This is a genomic window from uncultured Tessaracoccus sp., assembly GCF_947286155.1.
Taxonomy (GTDB): domain Bacteria; phylum Actinomycetota; class Actinomycetes; order Propionibacteriales; family Propionibacteriaceae; genus Arachnia.
The window spans coordinates 18,854-42,561 of sequence record NZ_CAMYPD010000017.1 but is presented as its reverse complement, the minus strand read 5'-3'; the positions used below and the strand labels follow the sequence as shown (position 1 = coordinate 42,561).

The following is a 23,708-nucleotide window of genomic DNA, read 5'->3' as shown; positions in this document are numbered from 1 at the left end:
CCGCTCGCCCTCTCATCACCAGCTCTGGGCGAGAGGGCGACCTTCGTCGTAGCCAGAACCTGATTGCACGCCGACGACGGCGCGGTCAGCGAACTCGTCCAGGTTGCTGGCACCAGCGTACGTGCACGACGAACGCACACCTGAGGTGATCCAGTCCAGGAGATCTTCGACGCCAGGCCGAGCCGGGTCGAGGTACATCCTCGAGCTGGAGATGCCTTCTTCGAAGAGTGACGCGCGCGCCCTACTGAACGCCGACTGATCTTTCGTACGGTTGCGCACGGCTCGAGCAGAGGCCATGCCGAACGATTCTTTGTAGACCCGACCGTCGTGGTCGTGCTTCAGATAGCCGGTGGATTCGTAGGTGCCGGCGAACCAGGACCCGATCATCACCGACCCTGCTCCCGCAGCCAGCGCGAGGGCGACGTCGCGCGGGTGGCGGATGCCGCCGTCGGCCCACACAGCCTTGCCGAGCTCTCGGGCGGCGAGGCTGCAGTCGAGCACTGCGGAGAACTGGGGGCGCCCCACGCCGGTCTGCATGCGGGTGGTGCACATCGCGCCGGGCCCGACACCCACCTTGCAGATATCTGCGCCTGCCTCGACGAGGTCGCGCACGCCCTCAGGCGTGACGACGTTGCCTGCGACGATCAGCACGTGCCGTCCGGTCTGGGCGGCGTACTCGTCGCGTACATCACGGGCGACGCTGAGCGCCTGGATCATCTTCTCCTGGTGCCCGTGCGCGGTGTCCATCACGAGTATGTCAGCGCCCGCGTCGAGGGCGGCGCGCACCTTGGCTGAGATGTCGCCGTTGATGCCGACGGCGACGCCCGCGCGCAAGCGCCCGTCGGCGTCAACGGCGGGGGAGTAGATCGTGGCCCGCAGGGCGCCCTTGGCGGTGATGACGCCCACGAGTGCACCGTCTTCGTCGATGGCTACGGCCAGGCCTTGGTGTGTGGAGGAGAGGAGGTTGAATACCTCTTCCGGGGCCATCGAGGGGCTCACGGTAGTGATGTCGGTGGTCATCACGTCCTTGGCCTGTGCGAATCGGTCGGCATTCTCCGCTGGGCCAGGATGCACCAGACCGACGACGCGCCCGTCGTCGACGACGACAGCAACGCCGTGGGAGCGCTTTTGGATCAGGCTGAGCGTTTCAGCATTCGTAGTGGTGGGGGAGACGGTAACAGCGGTGTCGAAGATCGGATGCGCCCGCTTCACCTTGCCGATGGACTTGGCGACGACGTCGATGGGGATGTCCTGCGGGAACACCGCGAGGCCGCCGCGCCTCGCCATGGTTTCCGCCATTCGACGTCCGGACACTGCGGTCATGTTCGCGGCGACGAGGGGCGTCGGGGTGGCGAGTCCGTCGGTGGAGGTGAGGTCTACATCGAGACGTGATGAGACGCTGGAACGGCTGGGCACCATGAACACATCGGAATAGGTGAGGTCATGGATGGGCTGAGTCAAGAAACGCACGCTGCCCATTATGGCAGCGCAGACAAAGATAGATCAGGTTCGTGGCGGGTCTACCCGCCACGAACCTGATCTATCGTGCAGACGGAATGCCTCAGCGCTCTAGCGCCGGCGCATCTGAATCGTCATCGTCGTGATGCGCGTCCTCGATCTCGTTGCGCGTGGGCTTCGGAATGTCGTGACCGAGATACCACCTCGAGATGGCCGCACGGAACTTCGAGACTTTCGGCGGGCCCTCAACACCGAGCGGTGAGGTGCCGTCGTCGGCTTCCACTGGCTGGTACTGCGCGTGCTGGGTGAGCGCGTAGGCCTCACCCTGCGAGATCTCGACATGGTCCTCGTAGTAACGGCCCTCCGGTGTGCGGACGATCTGGCCCGACTCGGAGCCATGCAGGACACGCTCGCGGTCGCTGCGCTGCAGCGACAGACACACGCGCTTGGTCACGATGAACGCCACGATGGGGCCGATGAACAGCAGCCACTGCAGGGCAATCGTGATCGCATTCAGGTTGAGGTTGAAGCGGATAGCAATGATGTCGTTCGATCCACCCAGCCACATCACTGCGTACGCCGTCATGCCGGCCACGCCGAGCGCGGTGCGTGTCGGGGCATTGCGCGGGCGGTCGAGGATGTGGTGCTCGCGGTCGTCGCCCGTGATCCAGCGTTCCACGAATGGCCACAACGCCAGCAGCGTGAACAATACGGTGAGCCCGCCCACGCCAGGGATGAACACGTTCCAGCTCCACGTGGTGTGGCCGATGTGCCACTCCCAGTTGGGCATGATGCGCACGAAGCCCTCCGCGAAGCCCATGTACCAGTCTGGCTGGGAACCGGCGGTCACCTTGGCTGGGTCGTACGGACCGTAGAGCCACACGGGGTTGATCTGGAAGAGGCCGCCGAACAGCACCATCGTGCCGAAGACGATGAAGAAGAAACCGCCAGCTTTCGCCGCGTAGACGGGGAACATGGGGTAGCCGACGACATTGTTCTGCGTGCGGCCGGGGCCGGGGTACTGGGTGTGCTTGTGGTACACCAGCAGCGTCATGTGCGCGCCGATGAGCGCGAGCAGGAGGCCAGGGATCAGCAGAATGTGCGCCATGTACAGGCGCGAGATGATCATGTCGCCGGGGAACTCGCCGTTGAAGAGGAAGAACTCCACCCAGGTGCCCACGAGGGGAATCGACCGGATGAGGCCGTCGGCGAAGCGTAGGCCGGTGCCAGACAGCAGGTCGTCGGGCAGCGAGTAGCCGGAGAAGCCTGCGAGCAGCGACAGGCCCAGCAGACCGACGCCAATGAGCCAGTTGATCTCACGCGGCTTGCGGAACGCGCCGGTGAAGAACACGCGCAGCGCGTGCACCGTCGCAGCGGCGACGAACAGCAGTGCCGACCAGTGATGCACCTGGCGCAGCAGGAGGCCGCCTCGCACGTCGAAGCTGATGTTCAGCGTCGACTCGAAGGCCTGGGAGATGGCCACACCCTTCATCGGCTGGTAGGAGCCGTCGTAGATGACCTCGGCCATCGACGGCTTGAACCAGATGGTGAGGAACACGCCGGTCAGTAGGCAGATGATAAAGGTGTAGAGCGCGATCTCGCCCAGGAGGAAGCTCCAGTGGTCGGGGAAGACCTTGCGCAGGCCGAACTTGGCGATCTTGCCGAGGCCCATGCGCTGGTCAGCCCAGTCCGCCAGCCCGCCAGCGGGGTGCTTGGTCGAGTGCTCGGCAGGACGCGGCTCGAGGTTCGTGCTGGCCTCGTCCTCAACCGTCATGGTGGTGGGCTTGGCCATCACTGGTCACCATCCTTGTAGTCGTGGCGGGAGTCGCGCTCGAAGTAGCTCGGGCCGACGGGAACGGTGAAGTCACCACGGGCGACGAGGTAGCCGTCGTCGTTCACCGTGATGGGGAGCTGGGGTAGCGCGCGGGCCGCTGGTCCGAACACGACGACGCCGGAGTTGCCGAGGTCGAAGGTGGACTGGTGGCACGGGCACAGCAGATGGTGCGTCTGGCGTTCCCACAGCGAGATGGGGCAGCCGACGTGGGTGCAGATCTTCGAGTACGCCAGGATGCCGGAGACGTGCCAGTCCTTGCGGGATTCGGGGATCTTGATGTCGTTCGGATCCATCCGCACGATCACGATGGCGGCCTTGGCCTTCTCCTGATGGCCTTCGGTGCCGTGCAGGGCGTCCTCGTCGTGGTGCTTGCCGTCCTCGTCAACCCAGCCGTGCAGGTTCGACGGTTCAGCGTTGACCAGCTGCCCGATCTCGAGGTCGGAGGCTTTGATGGGGCGCCAGGTCTCGTCGTTGACGAGCATGACTTCCTTCTCCGGCGCGGCGGCGAACAGGGTCTTCTCGATGGTTTCCTTGCGGTGCTTGCTCGTCGGCCAGGGGCCCATGTCGGCAAGGGTCACGACGGCGGGGAGGGCCGCGAAGCCGATGGCGCCGCCGAGCGCACCGAGGATAAGCGGGCGGCGCTTAATGTTCGATTCCTCAACGCCCTGGTTGAACACCTCGATGGCGGCCTGTCGGGTGTCCTCATCCGACGAGGCCGAGTGGCGTTCTTCCTGGATCTCGTGGTCGCCCATGAGCGCACGCGCCCACTGCACGACAGCGAGCCCGATGAGCAGGATGCCCAGGCCGAGGGTGAGCCCCAATCCGACGTTGTGGGCGTTCGCGTGCAGGAAGCTCACTCCCGCAAATTCGATGTTGAGCTGGGTGCCGCGGGGGACAGCAAAGTAGATCACGAGGTTGCAGATGGCCAGCACTGGGACCGCTGCGAGCATCATCAAGATGGCACCGTACGCGCGGTTGCCGGCGCCCTTGTCGACGTCGGTGTAACGCTCGACGTGCTCCTCAATGCCCGGGTTGTCGACGACGTGGTCGGTCGTCGGGTCTACTACGGGGTGATTGTTGCTCATCGGGCGCGAGCTCCCTTCTTCGCAATCCAGCCGGCGGCAATGGATAGCCCGCCGATGCCGAGAATGAAGATCCACAGACCTTCGCTAACCGGGCCATTGTCGCCCATGCCGAGGCCGCCATAGCGAGGCTGCTCGTGTACCTCGTCCAAGTAGCCGATGATGGCGCGCACATCGTCGTCGTTGAGCACTTCCTTGCTGAACGTGGGCATCTGCTGCGGGCCAGAGCGCACAGCCTCCCAGATGTGCACGGAGCTGGTCTTCGACAGGTTTGGTGCCTTCTTACCCTCGGGCATAGCGCCGCCGCCGCCAATGATGCCGTGGCAGGCGGAGCAGTTGGCGCGGAACAGCGAGCCGCCGTGCGCGATTTCCTCTTCGGTGAGCCCTTCGGGGTCGTACTGGCTCTTCTCAGGGATCGCGGGGCCGGGGCCGAGCGAGGCGACGTAGGCCGCGACGGCGTCGATCTGCTCCTGAGTGTAGACCACCTGTTTTGATGGGATCTGTGCCTCTTCCTTGACAGCCGGCATACGTCCGGTGCCCATCTGGAAGTCGACGGATGCGGCGCCGACGCCGATCAGCGACGGGCCGCGGGAGAGCCCTTCACCGTTCAAGCCGTGGCAGGACGCACACGAGGTTTCAAAGATGGCCTTGCCCTCGGCGATTTGCTGGGTCATCTGCGTATCCGCAGAGCTCGGCGCGGGTGCTACCGACGCGTATGCGACGCCGACGACGAGCAGAGCCACGATCAGCAGCCAGGGGCGGGCGGAGGCCTTGCGGTTGCGCTTGCGTTGAGTGCTCAAGACGATGCTCCTGATTCCGTCAGCGGAGGAAGTAGATCACGCCGAACAAGACGATCCAGATGACGTCCACGAAGTGCCAGTAGTAGGACACGACGTGGGCGCCGACCGTTTGCTCGTGGGTGTGCGTGCGGGTCATGTACGAACGGGCGAGCACGTACCAGAAGGCGATGATGCCGCCCAGGACGTGGAGTCCGTGAAAGCCGGTGGCGAGGAAGAATGCAGACCAGTACTGGTTGGTTTGAATGGTGAAACCCTCAGAGAACAGGTTGAAGTACTCCCACACCTGCCCGGAGATGAATACCGTGCCCAGGAACGCAGTGATGATGAAGCCCTGGCGCATGCCCATCTTCATGGGGTTCACCCACGAACCATTCACGCGGCCTGCACTGGCCGCGTTGGCTGCGAACTGGCAGAAGAACGAGCTCAACACCAAGATGGCCGTGTTGATGGACGCGAACGTCACATCGTGGTGTGACGACTCGGTGTACCACATGGCTGTCTCGGGGGAGGCCGCAAGTTCATTCGTCGTGTTGCGAAGCATGAAGTACGCGGCGAACAACGCCGCGAAGAACATCAGCTCGCTGGACAACCACACCCACACGCCAACCGACACCATGTCGGGGCGCCCCTTGGGCGAGTTCAGCCTGGACGGGGAGACTTCGTGCAAGGCGCCAGACGGGATTGCCGTCGGTTCCTTGGATGCTGCATTCGTGACCACGTGGTCATTATTGCCGTAAAAGTGCGTCACGTCACGTCGTTAGGTGACCCCGGCTGAAAATGAGCGATAACCTTTTGCCACAATGACACGCACCTCACCCACGCGAGGCCTATAACTTTGCTTCCTCTTCACGCAACCCCAGACGACGCCATCACGCCTCTGAGAGGCTGGGCATACCTCACCCAATGGGACTTCCCGTGGTGGGTGGTGCTCTCGCTGACGATCATGGTGGCGAGTTACCTGTGGGGAGTGCGGATACTGCACAAACGCGGCGACCGATGGTCCGGGTGGAGGACCGCGTCGTTCCTCTTCGGACAAGGGCTCATCGCCTTCTCTATTTTCAGCTTCCTCGGCGTCTACGACACCGTGTTGTTCTGGACACACATGATCCAGCACATGGTGCTCAACATGATCGCGCCGGTGTTCCTCGTCGCGAGCGCACCTATCACGCTCGCACTGCGAACCCTGCCGCACGGCGCGCGCGACGTGCTGTTGAAGGTGCTGCACAGCAAAGTTGCGAAGGTGCTGCTCTTTCCTGGGCTCACGCTGGGGCTCATGATCTCGCTGCAGTTCATGCTGTACCTCACGGATTGGTACGACCTCACGCTGCGCAACTCGTTCCATCACGATTTCCTGCACATCTACATGGTGGTCATCGGCTGTTTGTTCTTCATGCCGCTGCTGAGCCCTGACCCGCACCCGTACCGCATTCCCTACCCACTGCGCATCGTGATGTTTATTCTTCCCATGCCGTTCCACGCGTGGATTGGGGTGATCATCCTCGGCTCGAAGAAGCTCATCGCGGAGGAGTGGTACCTCGCCTTCGAGCGTGACTGGGGGCTCAGCCCGCTCGACGACCAGACGTGGGCTGGAGCGCTCATGTGGGCTACCGGCGACCTCACGATGTTCGCAGGCATGATCGTGATCTTCGTGAAGTGGATTCAGGACTCGCGCAAGGAGGCCCGACGCATTGACCGGGCGCTCGATCGGGAAGAAGCGCGGGCTCGTGCGGCCAAGGCGGCAGCACAGGGGCTAGACTCGGCCGAGACGATCGAACGATCCACCAAGGACGGAACTGATGACTGACAACATCGCCAAGGTGCTGGTGTACTCCGACAACCGACTCACCCGTGAGCAGGTGCGCGTCACGCTGGGCAAGAAGCTGGCCAGCGACTTGCCGGAGATCGAGATCCACGAGGTTGCTACGCATGCTGCGCTGCTGCGTGCCCTCGATTCGGACACCGAGTACTCGCTGGTGATCCTCGACGGGGAAGCGCAGCCTTCCGGTGGCTTCGGGCTGTCCTACCAGCTTAAGGATGAGTACATCGATTGCCCGCCAGTCATGTTGCTCATCGTCCGCAGCAGCGACACCTGGCTCGCCACCTGGTCGCGAGCCGACGCGGTCACCCCGTACCCGCTCGACCCGTTCACGATGCCGACGCAGGCCGCGAACCTGCTGCGCTCTAGGCTGGGGGCCAACGCTTGATGTACTCGTGGCCCGACATTCTCACTGGCCTGGTACGTTCCGAGGGTCTTGAAACAGAGGCTGCCACGTGGGCGCTCGACGAGATCTTGGGTGGGCGCGCCTCCGAAGTGCAGATCGCTGCACTGCTCGTCGCGCTCCGAGCCAAAGGTGAGACGGAAGATGAGATCCGTGGTCTCGTCCAGGCGATGCTCGACAACGCTCAGCCCGTGGCGCTCGACTGCAACGCGGTAGACATCGTCGGCACGGGGGGAGACCGCGCCAACACCGTCAACATCTCGACGATGGCCGCCATCGTCGCGGCAGCCGCCGGCGCCAAGGTGGTGAAGCACGGATCGCGTGCGGCCTCGTCGCAGTCCGGCACCGCCGATACCCTCGAAGCACTCGGGGTCAATATCTCGATGGACCCGGCGAAGCAGCAGGGCGTGCTGGATCACACCAACATTGCGTTCTTGTTCGCTGCCCTCTACCACAGCGCATTGAAGAACGTTGCGGGTGTGCGCAAGCAGCTTGCCATCAAGACGACGTTCAACTTCCTCGGACCGTTAGCGAACCCGGCGCAGCCGCAGGCAATCGCCCTCGGCGTGGCCGATGACGAGATGGCTCCGCTCATGGCCCGGGTCTTAGCGGGGCGCGGATGCCGTGGCTTGGTGTTCCGTGGGTACGACGGCCTCGACGAGCTCACCACCACGTCGCCCTCAGACGTGTGGGCGGTCGCAGACGGGCGAGTGTGGTACACGTCGCTGGATCCGCTCGCGTTGGGGCTTGCCCCGGCAGCTCCACACGACTTGGTGGGTGGCCCTCCGGAACACAACGCTGCGGTGGTGCGCGAACTCGTCGACGGCAAGCCCGGCCCGGTACGCGACATCGTCTTGCTGAACGCAGCCGCTGCGATGCTCGCGTATGAGGGCGTCGACCTCGCCACTGACATCGGCGAGCAGGTGCGTCGCCACCTGGACGCTGCCCGTGAGGCCGTCGACTCCGGTAAGGCGAAGACGAACCTCGAGCAGTGGATTGAGCTCACGAACCAGTAGGTAACCAGGCAGCTCCTACGGGCCCCAACCAGAGCCACGGCCCGTAGGGAAACACGATACGTCCGCTGGCACGGGCGATGATTGCCGCGACGGCGCCGATCGCCGTCGCAATCACCAATGACGTGAGCCAGCCCGTCATACCCGTCAACCCTGCGACGGCGCCTGCCGCAGCGGCGAGACGCACATCGCCGAATCCGAACGTGGAGGACATGCGCCACACGCACCAAAACCACGCGTAGCCCGCGAGCGCTCCCACGACACCAGCAATCGCGATGCGCACATCCGTCATCGCGCTGGCCGCCACGCCGACGCCGACCGCCACCCACAGCGGATACATGAGTTGATTGGGCAGGTAGGTGGTGCGAAGGTCGACGACCACTAACGGCGCCCCGAGCGCGATGTATCCCAGCCACGGCCACGCCGGTACTGAGGTGTGCCATGCTGCGAGAGCGCCCAGCGCGGCAAAGGTGAGCACCAACAAGAGATTCGATATGCTCCCGAGCCTGGTGAAGTCAGGCGCCTCCTCGCCGTCGCTCACGTGAGGTTGCCGCAGCTTCGGCACGACGAGGCGCTGCACCCAGGCTGCGACAGCGACGGCGGTGGCGATAACGGCAACGTCCCACATGCCTTGCACAGTAGAGCCCTCTGGGCGCATTGGCGAGGGGTCAGCATCCAGCTGTGGAAAACTCGCGCACACGCAGCCGCCAGGGAACGAGAGAGGGGCGCCGCTCGAACAGCGACGCCCCTCGTCGGGAGTGAGTACAGCGGGTCAGCGCTGGGCCTTGGTGAAGCCCGCCGCCTGCGCGGCCTCCTCAGTAGTGAACCAGATTTCAGCGATGGTGCGCTCGTAGCCACCGGTGCCGGGAACGTGGTACTTCATAGAACGCTCGTTGCCCTTGATGATGAACCCTTCGGGAGGGTTGTCACCCTTGTAGGAGTCCGAGCCGACGGCGTCCTTCGCCTCATCATCGACAACGGGGCCACCCTCGTCGACCATCTGACCCTCCGGCTGCTCAACCTTGTCTTCAGGAGACGGGTCGGTAGCGGCGGGCTTCGGGGTTTCGCTCACCTTGGCGGCGGTTGCGAACGTGTCGTTGTTGTTCACGTATGCGCGTGAAGGTTCGTGGGCGGTCCAGCCGTCGTCCTTCGGTGCGAGGAAGTGTCGAACTGCGGCCACAACGCCAGCGACGACGGCGCCGATGGCCAGGAACTTCGCGATACTCTTGCCGACGCTCTTCTTCTTTTTCGGCTTGATGGTCTCAGCCACCTTGAGGGGATGCTCAGCGGCGTTGTGCAGCGACTCCGACACTCGGGGCAGGAACTCGTCGGCCACCTTGCTGCGGGCCGCGTCAACGGCTGGAGACACCTTGTCGAGCGCATTACGAACGTGCGGCTCGATGGCGTCGAATTTGCGTGCGGCAAAGTCAGCGGAACGAACTTTCGCGTCCTTCAACGCTGGACCGGCCTGCTTTTGGGCCTTCTTTAGCCAGCCCTGGGCCTGCTCCATGCCGTCCTTCAGTGCCTGCTGTCCGTACTCGGCGGCGGCAGAAGCTTGATCTGCAGCGGCCTTCCGGAAATCTTGTGACTTGGACACAAGTACCTCCAATGTAGATATGGCTCGTAATCGAGCGGCTCGTGGTCGAGCACTCTCAACGCTACCTGCTCATGGGGCCGCACAACAGGGTTCAGCACGATTGGATCCTCGCTATGACTTTCTGTTGCAAATGCAGGTACGCTCGCTGAAGGTAAGACACCACGCCTCCGCGAGCCTGTGCGCGAGGGGGCGTACGCAAAGTCAATGAAAGGAAGCCAGTGAGCACCGCCACTTTGCACACCAACCGCGGCGACATCGTCATCGCGCTGTTCGACGACCACGCGCCCAAGACGGTCGAGAACTTCGTCGGTTTGGCCGGCGGCACCAAGGAATACGTCGACGTCAAGACCGGCGAGACCACCACGGGTAAGTTCTACGACGGACTCACCTTCCACCGCGTCATCGATGGATTCATGATCCAGGGCGGCTGCCCCCGCGGCGACGGCCGTGGCGACCCGGGCTACCGCTTCGACGACGAGTTCCACCCGGAGCTCAGTTTCGACCGCCCGTATCTCTTGGCCATGGCGAACGCCGGCCCGGGCACCAACGGCTCGCAGTTCTTCATCACTGTGGCGCCCACGCCGCACCTTAACCGTCGCCACACCATCTTCGGTGAGGTCACCGATGAGGCCTCCCAGCAGGTTGTGGACGCCATCGCCACCACGCCGACCGGCATGATGGACCGTCCGGTGGATCCGGTTGTGATCGAGAGCGTCGAGCTGGCCTGATACTCATTTCACACTGTGGGTTTCACACTGTGGGGCTGCACTGCAGATTCGTCTGCGTACAGCCCCACAGTGTTATCTGCGTTGGGCAGCGCATCCTCGCCCAGCACCCGCTGGGCGAGCTGACGGGACGTGAGACCCGCACGGAGTGGCCAAGCCCACTCGCCGTCGATCTCGATCAATCGGATTCCGGGCAGCTCCAGCCACGCGGCCACACGTTCTGCTTCCTCGACGGTGCATGGTGGCAGGCCCGTCGCAGTGGGCAGCACCGTCTCGGCAGTGGCTCTGACGTCGTCGGCTACCGCTCTCGCTCTCGCCGACGAGGCATGCGCGGCGGCAGCGAGCCGGCCGTAGCGCACCACATGGATGTCCCAGCCGCCCCTCACGGGTAGCCCCGCCACGATCTCAGGGCACGCGGCGAGCGCGCGAAGACGTGCGAACCGCATGGATGCGTGCACGTAGCGCTCGAGCCTGCGGGTGAGTTCACCTGCCTCTTCGTAGCGAAGCCGCCCGACGAGTTTGCGCATGCGTCCGCTCTCCGCGTCGATGAGTGGCTCGACATTGCCAGCCCATGCGCGCCGAACGTTGCTGACGACCTCGCTGTACTGCTCCGCGCCTTGCCCGAGCAGGCATGGTGCCGGACATCGCCCCATGTCCGCCAGCGCACATGACGGGCTGGGAACCTGCATCTTCAGCCGCGTCGTGCAGCGCCGCACCTGAAACGCCCCCTGCAGTGCGAGCGCCACATCGTTTGCCGCATCCCTGCTGGTGAACGGGCCGAAATGCTGTTCACCTGCCCGCACCTTCCGGGTGATAGCGATGCGGGGGAATGCTTCGTCGGTGAGCTTCAGCCAGCTGACCTGCTCCTGGCGCTTGGAACGACGGTTGTAGCGCGGGGCAAGGCCGAGAATCATGCGGAGTTCGCGCACCTCGGCCTCGAGGCTGGTAGCGCACTCGACGTGCTCCAGCCCGGTGGCTACTCGTACCATCTCGTGGATGCGGCTGCGCTGCTCAGCGGCAGAAAAGTACGACCTGGTGCGCCGTCGAAGATTATTCGACTTGCCGACGTAGAGCACCTCGTCGGCCTTGCCTGGATCGGATCGAACAAACCAATACACACCCGGGCGTTCGGGCAGCGATGAAGCCCAGCCGCGCTTGGCCCGCCTGTCGGGGGAGACCTGCGCCAGAAACTCGACGAGATCTTCCACAGTGTTGACTCCCAGGTTGCCGACGCGCTCCAGCAGCGCGTGGAAGACATCGACGGTGGCGCGCGCATCGGATAGAGCCCTGTGGTTGGGCACCGTCTCGGCGCCGAAGTAGGCAGCCAGCGTGGCGAGTTTGCAGTTGCGCACCTCGTCGCGCAGCAGGCTGCAACGCGCGAGTGCCACGGTGTCGATCACAGTTGGGCGTTTCCATGCCATGCCGAGCTGCTCGAACCCGCGTTGGAGGAAACCGATGTCGAAGCGGGCGTTATGGGCGACGAGCACCGTGCCGCGTGCGAACTCGTCGAACAGTGGCAGGGCTTCGTCAATGGGTGGGGCGCTGACAACCATCTGATCGGTGATACCCGTGAGCACCTGCACCATGGCGGGTATGGGCGCATTGGGCCGCACCAGCGTTTGGAAGGTGCCGAGCACCTCGCCGCCCTTGACTTTGACCGCTCCGATTTCAGTGATTGACGCATCTGTGCCCGTGCCTGTTGTTTCGAGATCGACAACGACGAAGGTGGCCTCGGGCAGGAAGGTGCCGAGGTCGTCAAACGATGGTTGCACCGCGTCGCGTTGGCTGGACATGTTGGGAACCCTAATACGCCCCTCTGACAATTCTGTGAGGCCCGCGTACCGCTCATTTCGTCCGATATGCAGCATTTGGTTTGAGAACAGTCTGAACAGCGCTTAAGATTCTCTCAGCATTGCATCGTCGTTCCCAAGGAGCATCCGTGAAGCTCACACGCCTCGCACTGACCGGCCTGGTCGTTGGTTCTCTGCTCATCGCAGATTCTGCGTTCGCTGACCCCGACGCGGTACGTGAAGCCAAAGCGAAACTCGATGCACTGAACGAGCAAGTGTCCTCGATCGAGCAGGAAGGCATCGACGCCGAAGCCAAGGCCAAGGCTGCGAAGGTCAAACTCGAGCGAGCGCAAGCTGACGTGAAGGCGCAAGAGCAGCGCGTCGCGAAGCTAGCAGACGATATCGGCGCCAACGCCGTGTTCCAGATGCAGCACGGTGGACTCGATGTCTCTGTGCAGCTCATCGCCAACGCCACCGACGACAACTTCCTCAGCTCGCTGGCCACCATCCAGGCCGAGAACGATCGCGCGAACCAGGCCATCCAGCGCCTGCAGAACGATCAGGCCAGGCTCGACGTACTCCGCTCAGAGGCGGCCTCGGCCAAGCAGGAGATGGACGAGAACGTCAAGATCCACGACGCCAAGCTTGCGGAGTACAAGAAGAAGCAGTCGGAAGCCGAAGCGGTCTACGACCGGCTCAATAAGGAAGAGCAGGAGCGCCTCGAACAGCTCAGGCGTGAACAGGAGGCCGCTGCTGCCGCCGCAGCCGCGCGCTCCGTCGACGCAGTGCAGACTCCGTCACGATCCGAGGCGCGCGAGGATGCGCCCGCGAATCAGCCCGCTCCGGAAGAAACCACCAAGTCGACTGACACCGCTGAGGCGCCCGCTGCGCCCGCCGCGCCCGCGCCGAACGGCAATCGCGCCCAGACTGTGATTAACGCTGCCATGGCGCAGGTCGGTAAGCGCTACGTGCTCGGCGGCACCGGCCCCAGCTCCTTCGACTGCTCCGGCCTCACGTCCTACGCGTTCCGCCAGGTGGGCGTCGGCCTTCCCCGCACCTCCCGCGGGCAGTACGCCGGCGCTGGCCGGGCGGTGCCCACGTCGCAGATTCAGCCCGGCGACCTCGTGTTCTACTACGGCGGCCCGAGCCACGTCGCTATCTACATCGGCGGCGGCAAGATCGTCCATGCCGCGAACCCACGTAGCGGCATTCGCGTCGCGGGCTTGCACTCCATGCCGCTCAAGGGTGTGCGCCGCGTACTCTGATCCGGGCGCACGCACCACGGCGCTACAATCGTCGCGGACGAAGGAGCGACGTGCTGACCTACCAGTTCTTTAAGTACACGATCTTTCTCCCACTCGTGAAGTGGGGCTTCAAAGCGAAGATCGTCGGAAGGCAGAACGTTCCCCGATCAGGTGGAGCGATTCTGGCGAGCAACCACCTGTACACCATGGACTCGGTGGTCATCCCGGCCATGATGCCGCGTGTGGTGACGTTCCCCGCGAAGGCGGAGCTCTTCCGCGGCAAGGACCTTCCTAGCAAGATCGTCGCCTGGTTCTTGAAGACCATCAAGATGGTGCCTATGGAGCGAGGCGGGGGTAGGGCGAGCACCGAGTCGCTACAAGCCATCTCCGACGTGCTTGGCGAGGGGAACCTCGTCGCGATCTATCCAGAGGGCACCAGGTCGCCGGATGGGCGCATGTACAAGGGCCACACCGGAGTCGCACGCATGGCGCTGCACAACGATGTCCCGATTCTGCCGGTCGGTGTGGTGGGAACCGAGACGGTCAAAGGCCTATTCGGCATCCCGTGGGTCCGACGGCCCCTCGTCGTTGTGGGAGAACCCCTCCGATTTCCCCAGTACGCGCACAGCACAGATTTGAAGGTGCATCGCTACGTCACCGACGAAACGATGGCGGCGATCCAGCGCCTCACTGGGCAGGAGTATCTCGACGTGTATGGCACGCGGGTGAAGCACGGCGACCTCAAGGGGAAGGACACCAGCGAGTTCGTGCTGCCTTACCCCGGTGGAGGGGAACCGCCCGAGGAGAGCGCACCGGCTGAACAGGTAGCCCAGCAGTGACCTCTCGTGACGAGTTCGGGGACGAGCTCGAACGAGACATCAAGCTCATCCTGCACGCTCAGGAGCATGGCGACGAGGATGAGCCTCGTCCCGAGCCGCCCCGCTTGAGCGCTCCGTTGGCGTCGCTGAACGCCAGGGGTGTGTGGTTTCAGGCGCGCACAGATGTGCTCGGACGGGTGTACCAGGTTGCGGTAGTCGCGCGTTCGCTGCTTGGACTGCACGCGATCGGTGTCAATATCGTCCTGGTGATGCCGCGTGCCGAACGACCTTGGCTCGTCACGCTGGCATGCCTAGTCATCATCTGCTGGACGGCTTTCGCGTCGCTGTGTCTCATGAAGCCATCGTGGCGGCGGCCCGTGTCGTTTGTTGTCGATTGCCTCGTCACGCTCGCGTTGGTGCTGATGACCCCGCTCGCGGTGCCACCAGGTGGCGCGCCACTGACGCTGGCGGGCTACTGGGTGTGCGGTGCCTCAATTTATGCGGCTATTTTCTGGTCGACGGCGGCCGGCGTCGTAAGCTCCGTGACGCTGGGCGGCGGGCTCATAGTGGTTCCTTCACACTTCACGCTCGAACGGGCCGGGATGGCCTTTATCACCATCTTGACAGCCTCCTGTGTGGGCGTGCTCATCACGCAGTTCAGGGAGATCATCGTCGAGCAGGAACGAGAGCGCATCAAAGCCGCATCGCTAGCGGAACGCGAGCGGCTCTCACGGATCGTCCACGACGGCGCATTGCAGGTGCTGGCGCTCGTCGAGCGGGAGGGTCCCGCGCTGGGCCCCGTCGGCATGCGGCTCGCCACACTGGCACGGGAGTCAGAATCGCAGCTGCGCGTGCATCTTCAAGACCGTGACGTGGTGAATGTCGCACGCCAGGCCCAGGTGGACTTGGCTTCGGCGCTCGACAAATACTCGTCGGCGAGGGTGACAGTCTCCACGATGGCGGGGGAGGTGCTCGTCGCGCGCTACCTTGTCGAAGAGATTGAGAGCACCGTGCAGGAGATCTTGAAGAATGTGCGGCGCCACGCCGGCGACGACGCGCAGGCGTGGATTCTGCTCGATCAGGAAGTCGACGATGAGGTGATTATCTTCGTGCGCGACAACGGGGCAGGGATGAGCGCGGAGGCGGCGCAGCGAGCCGCCGAAAAGGGGCGATTCGGCATTCGTGACTCCATCATCGGTAGAATCTCAGCCATCGGTGGCTCCGCGGTGTTGAAATCCGCGCCTGGCGCGGGAACGGAGTGGGAGCTGCGCGTCCCAATCGATGTGGAGTGATGACAGTGACGCAGCCTGAGCGTAATCGGGTCATGTTGGTGGACGACCACCCCATGTGGATCGATGCCTTGAGCGAAGACCTCACCGAAGTGGGTTTCGAGATCGTCGCGGTGGCGAAGAACGGCACCGAGTGTCTGCAACGCGCCCGCGCGGTGAAACCCGACGTGCTCGTCATGGACCTGCAGATTCCCGAGCCCGATGGTGCCACCTGCATCGACATCCTCATCAAAGAGCTCCCCGACCTGCAGGTGCTCGTCATGTCTGCATCCGGTGAGCGGGACGACGTGCTGCGAGCGATGAAGGCCGGTGCCAAGGGCTACCTCGTGAAGTCCGCATCCAAGCAGGAACTTGTGGAAGGCGTACAGCGCACTGCCGTTGGCGATGCCGTGTTCACTCCTGGCCTCGCCGGCCTGGTGCTTGGCGAGTTCCGACGCATGGTGAACACCGCTCGGGCGAACAACGACGAAGGTCCGACGCTCACGTCGCGAGAAATCGAGGTGCTGCGCCTGGTGGCGAAGGGGCTGGCGTATCGCGAGATCGCCGATGCGCTCTTCGTCTCGCACCGTACCGTGCAAAATCACGTGCAGAATGTGCTGCGCAAGCTGCAGCTGCACAACCGCGTCGAGCTCACGCTCTACGCCATCGACCAGGGCATCCATGACCCGAACGCGTAACAGCACTCGCCCTAACATGGGGTAGCCTCGTGCGCATGTCCAGCTTGATGTCACGGGAAGCTTTGCGGGCGCTACCACAGGCTCAGCAGCCCACTTATCCCGACCAAGACGCGGTTGACCGCGTCGTCGACGCGCTCGAAATGCAGCCTCCGCTGGTGTTTGCGGGCGAGTGCGACGAACTGCGCGAACAGATCGCGGCCGTGGCTGATGGCAGTGCCTTCCTGCTGCAAGGCGGCGACTGCGCCGAAACGTTCGACGCGCTTTCGGCGGATTCCATTAAGCGCAAGCTCATGGTGCAGCTGTCGATGTCCGTGGTGATGACCTACGCCGCGCAGGTGCCCGTCGTGAAATTGGGCAGAATCGCTGGCCAGTACGCCAAGCCCCGCTCTAAGGACACCGAGAAACGCGGCGATATCGAACTCCCCAGCTACAGGGGCGACGCCGTGAACGGGCTCGACTTCACACCCGAGTCGCGTGCGCACGACCCCGAGCGCCTCATGAAGGTGTACCACTCATCGGCTGCGACGCTGAACCTCGTTCGAGCCTTTACGAAGGGCGGTTTGGCCGATCTTCGCGCGGTGCACCTGTGGAACGGGGAGTTTGTGCGAGACTCCCGCGTCGAGTCCGAGTACGAGGAACTCGCTGAGGAAATCGAGCGCGCGCTGGCGTTCATGGTGGCCTGTGGGGTGCGCGACGAGTCGCTGAACACCGTCGACTTCTACGCCAGCCATGAAGCCCTGCTATTGGAGTACGAACGCGCCCTCACTCGCATCGACTCCCGAACCGGCCAGCCCTACGACGTCTCCGGGCACTTCCTGTGGATCGGAGAGCGCACCCGCCAGATCGACGGTGCGCACGTCGAATTGCTGCGCCAGGTGCGCAATCCGCTGGGCATCAAGCTCGGCCCGACGACCACCCCGGAACAAGCGATCGCGCTCGCAGACGCCCTCGACCCAGACCGCGAGCCCGGGCGCATCACCTTCATCACCCGCTTGGGAGCGAAGAAGGTGCGTGATGTGCTGCCCGGCCTCATCCGCGGAGTCGAGGCCACGGGTAGGAACGTGGCCTGGGTATGTGACCCGATGCACGGCAACACCTTCGAGACTGCCAACGGTTTCAAGACGCGTTCGTTCGCCGATGTGGCGGAGGAGGTCAACGGGTTCTTCGACGTGCACTCGCAGCTGGGCACCTGGCCAGGCGGCCTCCACGTTGAGCTCACCGGCGACGACGTCACCGAGTGCGTCGGAGGGGCGTTCAGCCTCACAGAGGAAGACCTCGCGACGCGCTACCAGACCGCCTGCGATCCGCGCCTGAACCGCAACCAGTCGCTGGAGATGGCGTTCACCGTCGCCAAGCGCCTGCGCGAGCTGCGTGGCAGTCGCCACAACCCGGTGCAGGAGTTTGCGGTCAAGGAGTTCTGAGCCTGCCGGCTACACCCATTCGTGGCGGGCTACGGGCCGCGGCCAGACGCCGAGGTTCTTCCACACGACGTCGGGCACGCGTGCGAAGAAATCGTGTAGGAGCGCGTTGGCGGCTTCGAGATCCTCCAGCCGCCAGTCGTCGAAGCCGCGCACGGTGATGCTGCCTCGCGGATGAATTTCAAATTTGGGTGCGCCGACGTCGAGGAGCCAACGCATCATGCGTTGGTGCAGCACGTCGTAGGCGAAACGCTTGTCGGCAGCTGTGACCTTGTAGGCCTTGTTGAATTCGATCAGCTCGAATTGGATGCCGGCCTTGTCATTGCGGAATCCGAAGATGCCACTGCCCAGGTTGATTGGCCCGAATCGGAAGCGCGTCCAGAACTCGCACAGCATTTCCTCGTGATGCTCAACGGTTGTGTCGCCGTCGGAATCGCGGCTCTGCGTCTTCCAGTTGTGGGTGAGCCGAAGGAACGAGATGCCGTCGCGTTCCCCGAACACGATGTTGCTGGCCTCATGGTCGTAGCCGCCGGTGGTGTGGTTGATCCGGGAGAGATAGCTGTCGTCACGGGGGATATAGCTCCAGTGGGGGCGACGGTTGAAGGACAGGTGGTCCGGAGCCGGCGGGGCCGAGTAGGGCTCGCACGCGCTCGCCACGGCGGCCGCGATCTGCGAGCCTGCGTTGACGGCCACTTTGAGGTCGTCAACCTTCTCGGCCACGTCGAACACGACCAGGTTGGCATGATCGATGCTCAGCTCGAATGCGGCGAGGGGCCCAAGATTGTTCACAATGAGCTGGCCGATGGCGCGGCCGTACTCGTCGCCGCCTGCGATGATCTCATGCTGCCCAGCGTTGATGACCACGCCGCGGGGCTTGCCAGGAATGCGCGATTCGCGGGCCAAGGGGCGAACGTAGAGGAACGGCAGCGACTTGGGCAGCGGGAAGAACAGCACGTAGTGGGTGGAACCCCACTGGTCGTAGTCGTACTCGATGGCTTTGAACGGCACACCGTTGGGCGCGGTGCCATAGATGAGATCGTCGACCTTCCGGTCGAACCCTGCGCCGAATGGGGCGTGGTTGAGCCCGATCATGTGGTGGATGGCGGGCGAGGTGTCGAACTCCCAACCCAAATCCCGTAGCTGTTTGACATAGCGCCAGCGCAGGAACCCCCAAATGCCGAAGCCGATTACCGCCAGCGCCACGATGACGATGATGACCACCGCGATGGGATTGTCCATAAGCGTTCGACCTTCCTCTCCGTACCAACAGGGTAGTGGGCCAGGCGGTCGTCGTGGGCTACATCGGTCAGGTGATCTGCAGAATCACCTTGCTGCCCTCGGGCACCTTCGTGCCCGCTCCGGGGTTGGTGCCTGCCGCAATATTGAGCGGCAGCGGGAACTCATTGGCGCGCTCGATCTCGTAGGTAAGCCCCGCATCGCTCAGCGCCTTCTCGGCGTCCTTCGTCGACTTGTAGCGCACGTCCGGCACCGTCACCATGACCGGGCCCAGCGAGCTCACGAGCTGCACCTCGTCACCGCGCTTGCCGTGGCCGGATTTCGGCGATTGGGAGATCACCTTGCCCTTCTCCACGGTCTTGTCATGTTCCTCCGAGACTTTGACGGTGAACCCGGCCTCTTCGAGCTCCTTCTTCGCCCTGGTCGCGGACTGCCCTGTGTAGTCCTGAATTTCGATGGGCTCGGGCCCCTTGGACACGACCAGATCGACGCTGGTGCCGCGCTTCAGCTGCGCGTCAGGCTCCTGCGAGGCTTTGAGCACTTGCCCCGCCGGCGCTTCCTCGTTCCACACCTCTTCAACGTTCCCCACCTGCAGCTTTTCCGACTGCAGCGCCGTGCGGGCCTCGTCGAGGGTGAGCCCCACCACCTTCGGCATCGAGTACCGTTCCGGGCCGAGCGAGATGACGACGAGCACCGTCGACTTACGCAGCACCTTGTCGCCTGCTCGAGGGTCGGTGCTCACCACCTGCCCGGCGGGCACGTCCTCCGAATAGGCCGACGATGTGTCGAGCCGAAGCTCCGCTGCCTCGGCCGCATCCTGCGCAGCGGCCTCCGTCTGACCCTCTAACGCGGGCACGGCCGTGTATCGTCCCGAGGCGAACCACCACGAGCCTGTACCCGCACCCACCGTGAGCACGATGAGGGCGATGAGCGCGACGATGCCTCGTCGCCGCCGGTGCACAGCTGCGCGAGACACCTGGAACACCGGCGTGCGCTGGCTTTGAGGGGCGCGGTGTTGGCTGCGTCGCGTCGGGGCGGCTGCGGGGGAGCGGCTGTCCCTGGCGAGTGCTGCGGAGCTTGTGTGCGGTTCCGGCTGCCATTGGGGTTCGGGCGACGAACTGCTGGCGGGGGCGACGTCGTCGGGCGACGCGGCGTATGCCGAGGGAATCTGGGAACTCGCCGACGGGCGGGGCCGCTCCAGCTTCGGGGTGATGGGCTGCGTGATGTCGCCATCCGACGGCTCAGGCATGAGGCTTGAGGCCAGCGCCGGGTTGTCGGCGTAGCCGCTGGATTCGAGCTCATGGAGACAGCGGCGCACCACTCGCAGCAGTTCTCGCCCGTCTTCGATGCGCCGCTCGGGATCGCGTGCCGTGGCGGCCATGACGAGTGCGTCGAGGTAATCCGGCAACGGCCATGAATTTCGTCGCCCGCGCTCTCGCAGCCGCTCGCTGGGGCGGGGCACGTCGACATTCACATGTCGGTACGCGATTTGGTAGTTGTTTTCGCCGGTGTGGGGCTTCGTGCCGGTGAGGAGCTCGAACAGCAGGATGCCGGCGGAGTAGATGTCGCTACGTGCGTCGGGACGCGAGTGCGTCACCAGTTCCGGCGGCAGGTAGCTTGCCGTGCCGACGAGCACCCCCGTCGCGGTCATCTGCGGCGAGCCGATGCGTCGAGCAAGGCCGAAATCCACCACTTTGAGCTGCCCGCGGTGCGAGATGAGCACATTCTCGGGTTTGATGTCGCGGTGCACCACACCGGCCTCGTGCGCGGCGGCGAGCGCGGATGCGATGTCTTCCATGTAGGCGAGCGCCCGTTCAGGGCGCAACGGCGCCTCGCGGCTCACCACGCGGCGCAGGGTCTCACCGTTGACGAACTCCATCACGATGTAGGGCTGACCCTGCGCGGTGCCTTGATCGAAAATGCTCACCACGTTCTGGTGGGAGAGGACGGCGGCGGAGCGTGCCTCGCGGTCGAACTTTGCGACGAATTCGTCGTCCTCGCCGAGATCGGCGCGCATCACTTTGAGCGCGACGATGCGCGACAATCTCAAGTCGCGCGCTCGATACACCGTGGCCATGCCGCCACGTGCCACTTTCGCGACGATCTCGTAGCGACCGTCCAGCACCTGACCGACCAACGGGTCATAAGTGCTGCTCATTCACACTCCATCACGGTCGGGGAAGGAGGCCGTGTGGGCCCGTACCGTTGTTGATTCTATGGGTGAGTCATCAAGAAGCTGGTGCGCTGCCCCGGCGAGTCGCGGCTCAGCGAACGCATCAGTTGAAAAGTGTCACACGGTGGAGGGCATGGGATCGACGGCATCCTCGAGCTGCAGGTCCTCTATACGCATGGTTGATGTGCACGCCATAGAAGGAGCGGATCACGAACACTACCGCAGTGTCGAAATTGCGTGTCAGCGGCACCAGCGGAAGGCCAATATTGCTGCTCCGAGCACCACCAGCGCTGAGGCGATAAGCACTGCCACGCTCGCCGGAGACGAGAGGATTCCGACTTTAACGTGGACGACTACTGGTACGGCTAGTGCGAGCAATCCGGCGAGGGAAGCAATCACACTAGGTGGTGGGCCAGGCACCTCGGCATCCAAATTGGCTCGCACTCGCAGCCTCGTTGCTGACCTGAGGATGGCAGCGAGGCCGGCGAGTGCGAGCAGCGCCCCGACGGTCAGCCCGAGGAACCAAGGGCTGAGGGTGATGGCGAGTCCGGCGCTGAGTGTGAGCGTTGCTGCGCCAACGAGCGTCGTGGCTTCGAGGAGCGTGCGGTTGGTCAAGCTACCAACTCCAGGCCGCGTCTGTAGTTGGTTCGCCCCACGACACTGCTTTGAGGTCGCTCGCGAGGCTGGAGAATTTCTCTTGAGCAGCCGTCAATTCACCAGACATGTCGGGAAGCGTGAACCATCCAGCCAGCGTGATCAGTCCGCCGATGATTGACACCACCAGTCCCCAACCTCCAGACGGGATTGCCAGGAGGATGCCCACGACCGCGACAATGATGCCTGCGACTAAGAGGGTCGCGCCGAGGAAGTATGAATCAGTAGCAGAATCGAGATCGTCGAAAACACTGATCATGTCCTTGATCGTTGATGACGTGGTGCGGGCCTTTGACTGAGCAACAAGACGTCTCGTTGAATACATGTCCTTCGCCGGTGATTGCCAATCTGGACTGCTGGCGACGAGTGTATCGACGAGTTGGGCGATCTCGGACACCTTGAGCGTCCGGTAGACGTTAGCTGCATCAGTCATAGAATGAACGTCATAGATTTTGCCGCATTCGTCCGAGCAGAAATCGCGCGCCTTCTGCGCATGTTGCGGCAGGCTGGCCATCGCGTCGTTGACTTGGTTACGGGCCGGGTCCAGGACGAACCCAGGCACCCAGTGAGATAGTTCCTCGAACACTCGGTCGACAGCTGCAGGCAAGTCGCGCTCGAGGTTGGTAATCTCGGTGCTCAGTTCTTTGAGCGAGTTTTCATAGTCAACATCGTTACCCATCTCAGACACCTTTCAGAAGTTCTCGTTGTCCATCAGTTTGGTGATTCTGGTCGCATCCTCCTCATTCTCGGCTTCTTGCTTCAGGTATGTCCGTCCTGTACGGCGGATGGCCCCAGCGTAGTTGTCGGTCAGCGTCGATCCTTCGTCCAAAGAACCTTTGCCACCGGTCAGAGCCTCATGCAGACCGTTGTATTCGGTCTGAAGGCTGCTGAAGTATGCATTCGTCATATGGAGGTGTATGCCTTCGACATTCCTTCTCTCACAGTCGAGGCGTGCAGAGATTTCGTCGAGTCGGTCTGCCTCTTCCTTGAACCAGCCGAACCTGTGCTTGAGGGTGTCGTAATCCATGTGGTCAACCTTCCTGGTATTCAGTGAATTCCTGGGCAATCTGGTGCAACTGTGCTAGCCAACGGCGAGTAGGCGTAAACGACTCCGCCGCCTCGACCTGCGCAAAAGCTTCGACGAGTACTTCCTCGATGTCGGTCCAATCTTTCGCCCGCGCCCAAGTCGTATCTACCTCGCAGCTGACGACGGTATCCCCCACACAGGTGAGAATCACATGCCGATCAGAATCGTGCACTTCGATGCTTTCAGGTGATGATTCTTCTTTCTGGACGGGACTGTTCCTGCTTTCGGCAAGGGCGGCGAGGGCATCCTCGATCACAGAACGGGTCCGCGCGCTCAGTTCAGTAGTCACGTTCTTCGGCAGTCGGCGAATCGTAGCTGGTATGGCGGGAAGCGAGATGGAGGCGGCATCGGCTCGGCTCATTACATAATCGGCCAGAAGGGCCTCATTGAGGCTTCCTTTTGCCAATTGCTGGCTCCATCCGTCGCAGATTTCTGCAGCCGTCACCTTCCCCTCCGCATCGAAGGCGAATGTGCAGACTGTAGCCCTGTTCTCTGACATGCCGTTAGTATACGAATGTATGGGGTCATTGCAGTCCCGATAGTGTTGGGCCATAACGACGGGCCCGCTTGACATGATCGAAATGGGTCGTCCGC

The 23,708-nt window shown here is 63.4% G+C and carries 23 protein-coding genes; 9 read left to right on the top strand and 14 right to left on the bottom strand.

All coding sequences use genetic code 11. The features are described from left to right. Nucleotides 1–15: 15 nt before the first annotated feature. From Q0X68_RS06055 to Q0X68_RS06035, 5 genes are all read right to left on the bottom strand, one after another. Complete coding sequence (locus Q0X68_RS06055; RefSeq protein WP_297748978.1) at nucleotides 16–1,479, bottom strand: GuaB1 family IMP dehydrogenase-related protein; 1,464 nt, start codon at nucleotides 1,477–1,479, stop codon at nucleotides 16–18. 82 nt (nucleotides 1,480–1,561) lie between these two features. Further along, the gene (locus Q0X68_RS06050; RefSeq protein ID WP_297749020.1) at nucleotides 1,562–3,130 is read right to left on the bottom strand and encodes a cytochrome bc complex cytochrome b subunit; all 1,569 of its coding nucleotides are present in this window, start codon (nucleotides 3,128–3,130) and stop codon (nucleotides 1,562–1,564) included. A gap of 119 nt (nucleotides 3,131–3,249) precedes the next feature. Continuing rightward, nucleotides 3,250–4,377: a ubiquinol-cytochrome c reductase iron-sulfur subunit gene (locus Q0X68_RS06045; RefSeq protein ID WP_297748976.1), complete on the bottom strand. Its 1,128-nt coding sequence runs from the start codon at nucleotides 4,375–4,377 to the stop codon at nucleotides 3,250–3,252. Further along, a complete protein-coding gene (locus tag Q0X68_RS06040) occupies nucleotides 4,374–5,174 on the bottom strand; it encodes a c-type cytochrome (RefSeq protein WP_297748973.1) in 801 nt (266 codons plus the stop codon). The genes Q0X68_RS06045 and Q0X68_RS06040 overlap by 4 nt, the downstream gene beginning before the upstream one ends. 19 nt (nucleotides 5,175–5,193) lie before the next feature. Then, nucleotides 5,194–5,790, bottom strand: a complete 597-nt coding sequence (locus tag Q0X68_RS06035; protein WP_108872259.1) for a heme-copper oxidase subunit III — start codon at nucleotides 5,788–5,790, stop codon at nucleotides 5,194–5,196. 219 nt (nucleotides 5,791–6,009) lie between these two features. On the opposite strand from Q0X68_RS06035, the gene Q0X68_RS06030 reads away from it, so the two are divergent. The 3 genes from Q0X68_RS06030 to trpD are packed head-to-tail and all read left to right on the top strand — an operon-like array spanning nucleotide 6,010 to nucleotide 8,409. Continuing rightward, nucleotides 6,010–6,978, top strand: a complete 969-nt coding sequence (locus tag Q0X68_RS06030) for a cytochrome c oxidase assembly protein (protein ID WP_297748971.1) — start codon at nucleotides 6,010–6,012, stop codon at nucleotides 6,976–6,978. Beyond that, complete coding sequence (locus Q0X68_RS06025) at nucleotides 6,971–7,378, top strand: response regulator (RefSeq protein WP_297748968.1); 408 nt, start codon at nucleotides 6,971–6,973, stop codon at nucleotides 7,376–7,378. Before Q0X68_RS06030 ends, Q0X68_RS06025 begins: the two co-directional genes overlap by 8 nt. Further along, nucleotides 7,378–8,409 carry an anthranilate phosphoribosyltransferase gene (gene trpD / locus Q0X68_RS06020; protein WP_297749016.1) on the top strand — a complete coding sequence of 344 codons (1,032 nt, stop codon included), beginning with the start codon at nucleotides 7,378–7,380 and terminating at the stop codon, nucleotides 8,407–8,409. Before Q0X68_RS06025 ends, trpD begins: the two co-directional genes overlap by 1 nt. Here the strand turns inward: trpD and Q0X68_RS06015 are convergent. Together Q0X68_RS06015 and Q0X68_RS06010 are read right to left on the bottom strand one after the other, a co-directional pair. Continuing rightward, nucleotides 8,396–9,034 (bottom strand): prepilin peptidase, encoded by a 639-nt coding sequence (locus Q0X68_RS06015; protein WP_297748965.1) that lies wholly within the window; start codon nucleotides 9,032–9,034, stop codon nucleotides 8,396–8,398. The genes trpD and Q0X68_RS06015 overlap by 14 nt on opposite strands. A gap of 144 nt (nucleotides 9,035–9,178) precedes the next feature. Further along, on the bottom strand, nucleotides 9,179–10,003 hold the full coding sequence (locus Q0X68_RS06010; protein WP_297749026.1) for a hypothetical protein: 825 nt from the start codon (nucleotides 10,001–10,003) through the stop codon (nucleotides 9,179–9,181). 218 nt (nucleotides 10,004–10,221) lie between these two features. Between Q0X68_RS06010 and Q0X68_RS06005 the strand changes: the two genes are divergently transcribed. Continuing rightward, on the top strand, nucleotides 10,222–10,731 hold the full coding sequence (locus Q0X68_RS06005) for a peptidylprolyl isomerase (protein WP_297748961.1): 510 nt from the start codon (nucleotides 10,222–10,224) through the stop codon (nucleotides 10,729–10,731). An 8-nt stretch (nucleotides 10,732–10,739) separates the two neighbouring features. Here the strand turns inward: Q0X68_RS06005 and Q0X68_RS06000 are convergent, their stop codons facing one another. Next, on the bottom strand, nucleotides 10,740–12,521 hold the full coding sequence (locus Q0X68_RS06000) for a DEDD exonuclease domain-containing protein (RefSeq protein ID WP_297748958.1): 1,782 nt from the start codon (nucleotides 12,519–12,521) through the stop codon (nucleotides 10,740–10,742). A gap of 146 nt (nucleotides 12,522–12,667) precedes the next feature. On the opposite strand from Q0X68_RS06000, the gene Q0X68_RS05995 reads away from it, so the two are divergent. Genes Q0X68_RS05995 through Q0X68_RS05975 form a run of 5 tightly spaced genes read left to right on the top strand, consistent with a single transcriptional unit; the run spans nucleotide 12,668 to nucleotide 17,967 of the window. Beyond that, nucleotides 12,668–13,783 carry a C40 family peptidase gene (locus tag Q0X68_RS05995; RefSeq protein WP_297748955.1) on the top strand — a complete coding sequence of 372 codons (1,116 nt, stop codon included), beginning with the start codon at nucleotides 12,668–12,670 and terminating at the stop codon, nucleotides 13,781–13,783. 50 nt (nucleotides 13,784–13,833) lie between these two features. Next, nucleotides 13,834–14,601: a 1-acyl-sn-glycerol-3-phosphate acyltransferase gene (locus tag Q0X68_RS05990; RefSeq protein WP_297748953.1), complete on the top strand. Its 768-nt coding sequence runs from the start codon at nucleotides 13,834–13,836 to the stop codon at nucleotides 14,599–14,601. Then, nucleotides 14,598–15,872 (top strand): sensor histidine kinase, encoded by a 1,275-nt coding sequence (locus Q0X68_RS05985; protein ID WP_297748950.1) that lies wholly within the window; start codon nucleotides 14,598–14,600, stop codon nucleotides 15,870–15,872. Before Q0X68_RS05990 ends, Q0X68_RS05985 begins: the two co-directional genes overlap by 4 nt. 5 nt (nucleotides 15,873–15,877) lie before the next feature. Further along, nucleotides 15,878–16,546 carry a response regulator transcription factor gene (locus Q0X68_RS05980; protein WP_297748947.1) on the top strand — a complete coding sequence of 223 codons (669 nt, stop codon included), beginning with the start codon at nucleotides 15,878–15,880 and terminating at the stop codon, nucleotides 16,544–16,546. A gap of 35 nt (nucleotides 16,547–16,581) precedes the next feature. Next, nucleotides 16,582–17,967, top strand: coding sequence for a class II 3-deoxy-7-phosphoheptulonate synthase (locus Q0X68_RS05975; protein ID WP_297748944.1), 1,386 nt, complete (start codon nucleotides 16,582–16,584; stop codon nucleotides 17,965–17,967). A 9-nt stretch (nucleotides 17,968–17,976) separates the two neighbouring features. Here the strand turns inward: Q0X68_RS05975 and Q0X68_RS05970 are convergent, their stop codons facing one another. From Q0X68_RS05970 to Q0X68_RS05945, 6 genes are all read right to left on the bottom strand, one after another. Next, on the bottom strand, nucleotides 17,977–19,203 hold the full coding sequence (locus Q0X68_RS05970; protein ID WP_297748941.1) for a hypothetical protein: 1,227 nt from the start codon (nucleotides 19,201–19,203) through the stop codon (nucleotides 17,977–17,979). Between the two features lie 67 nt (nucleotides 19,204–19,270). Beyond that, nucleotides 19,271–21,358, bottom strand: a complete 2,088-nt coding sequence (pknB, locus tag Q0X68_RS05965; protein WP_297748937.1) for a Stk1 family PASTA domain-containing Ser/Thr kinase — start codon at nucleotides 21,356–21,358, stop codon at nucleotides 19,271–19,273. Between the two features lie 255 nt (nucleotides 21,359–21,613). Then, entirely contained in the window at nucleotides 21,614–21,988 is a 375-nt protein-coding gene (locus tag Q0X68_RS05960; protein WP_297748934.1) for a hypothetical protein, read from the bottom strand. A 1-nt stretch (nucleotide 21,989) separates the two neighbouring features. After that, the gene (locus Q0X68_RS05955) at nucleotides 21,990–22,706 is read right to left on the bottom strand and encodes a hypothetical protein (RefSeq protein WP_297748931.1); all 717 of its coding nucleotides are present in this window, start codon (nucleotides 22,704–22,706) and stop codon (nucleotides 21,990–21,992) included. A 12-nt stretch (nucleotides 22,707–22,718) separates the two neighbouring features. Continuing rightward, a complete protein-coding gene (locus Q0X68_RS05950) occupies nucleotides 22,719–23,054 on the bottom strand; it encodes a hypothetical protein (protein ID WP_297748928.1) in 336 nt (111 codons plus the stop codon). 4 nt (nucleotides 23,055–23,058) lie between these two features. Then, nucleotides 23,059–23,613, bottom strand: a complete 555-nt coding sequence (locus Q0X68_RS05945) for a hypothetical protein (protein WP_297748925.1) — start codon at nucleotides 23,611–23,613, stop codon at nucleotides 23,059–23,061. Between the last annotated feature and the right edge of the window lie 95 nt (nucleotides 23,614–23,708).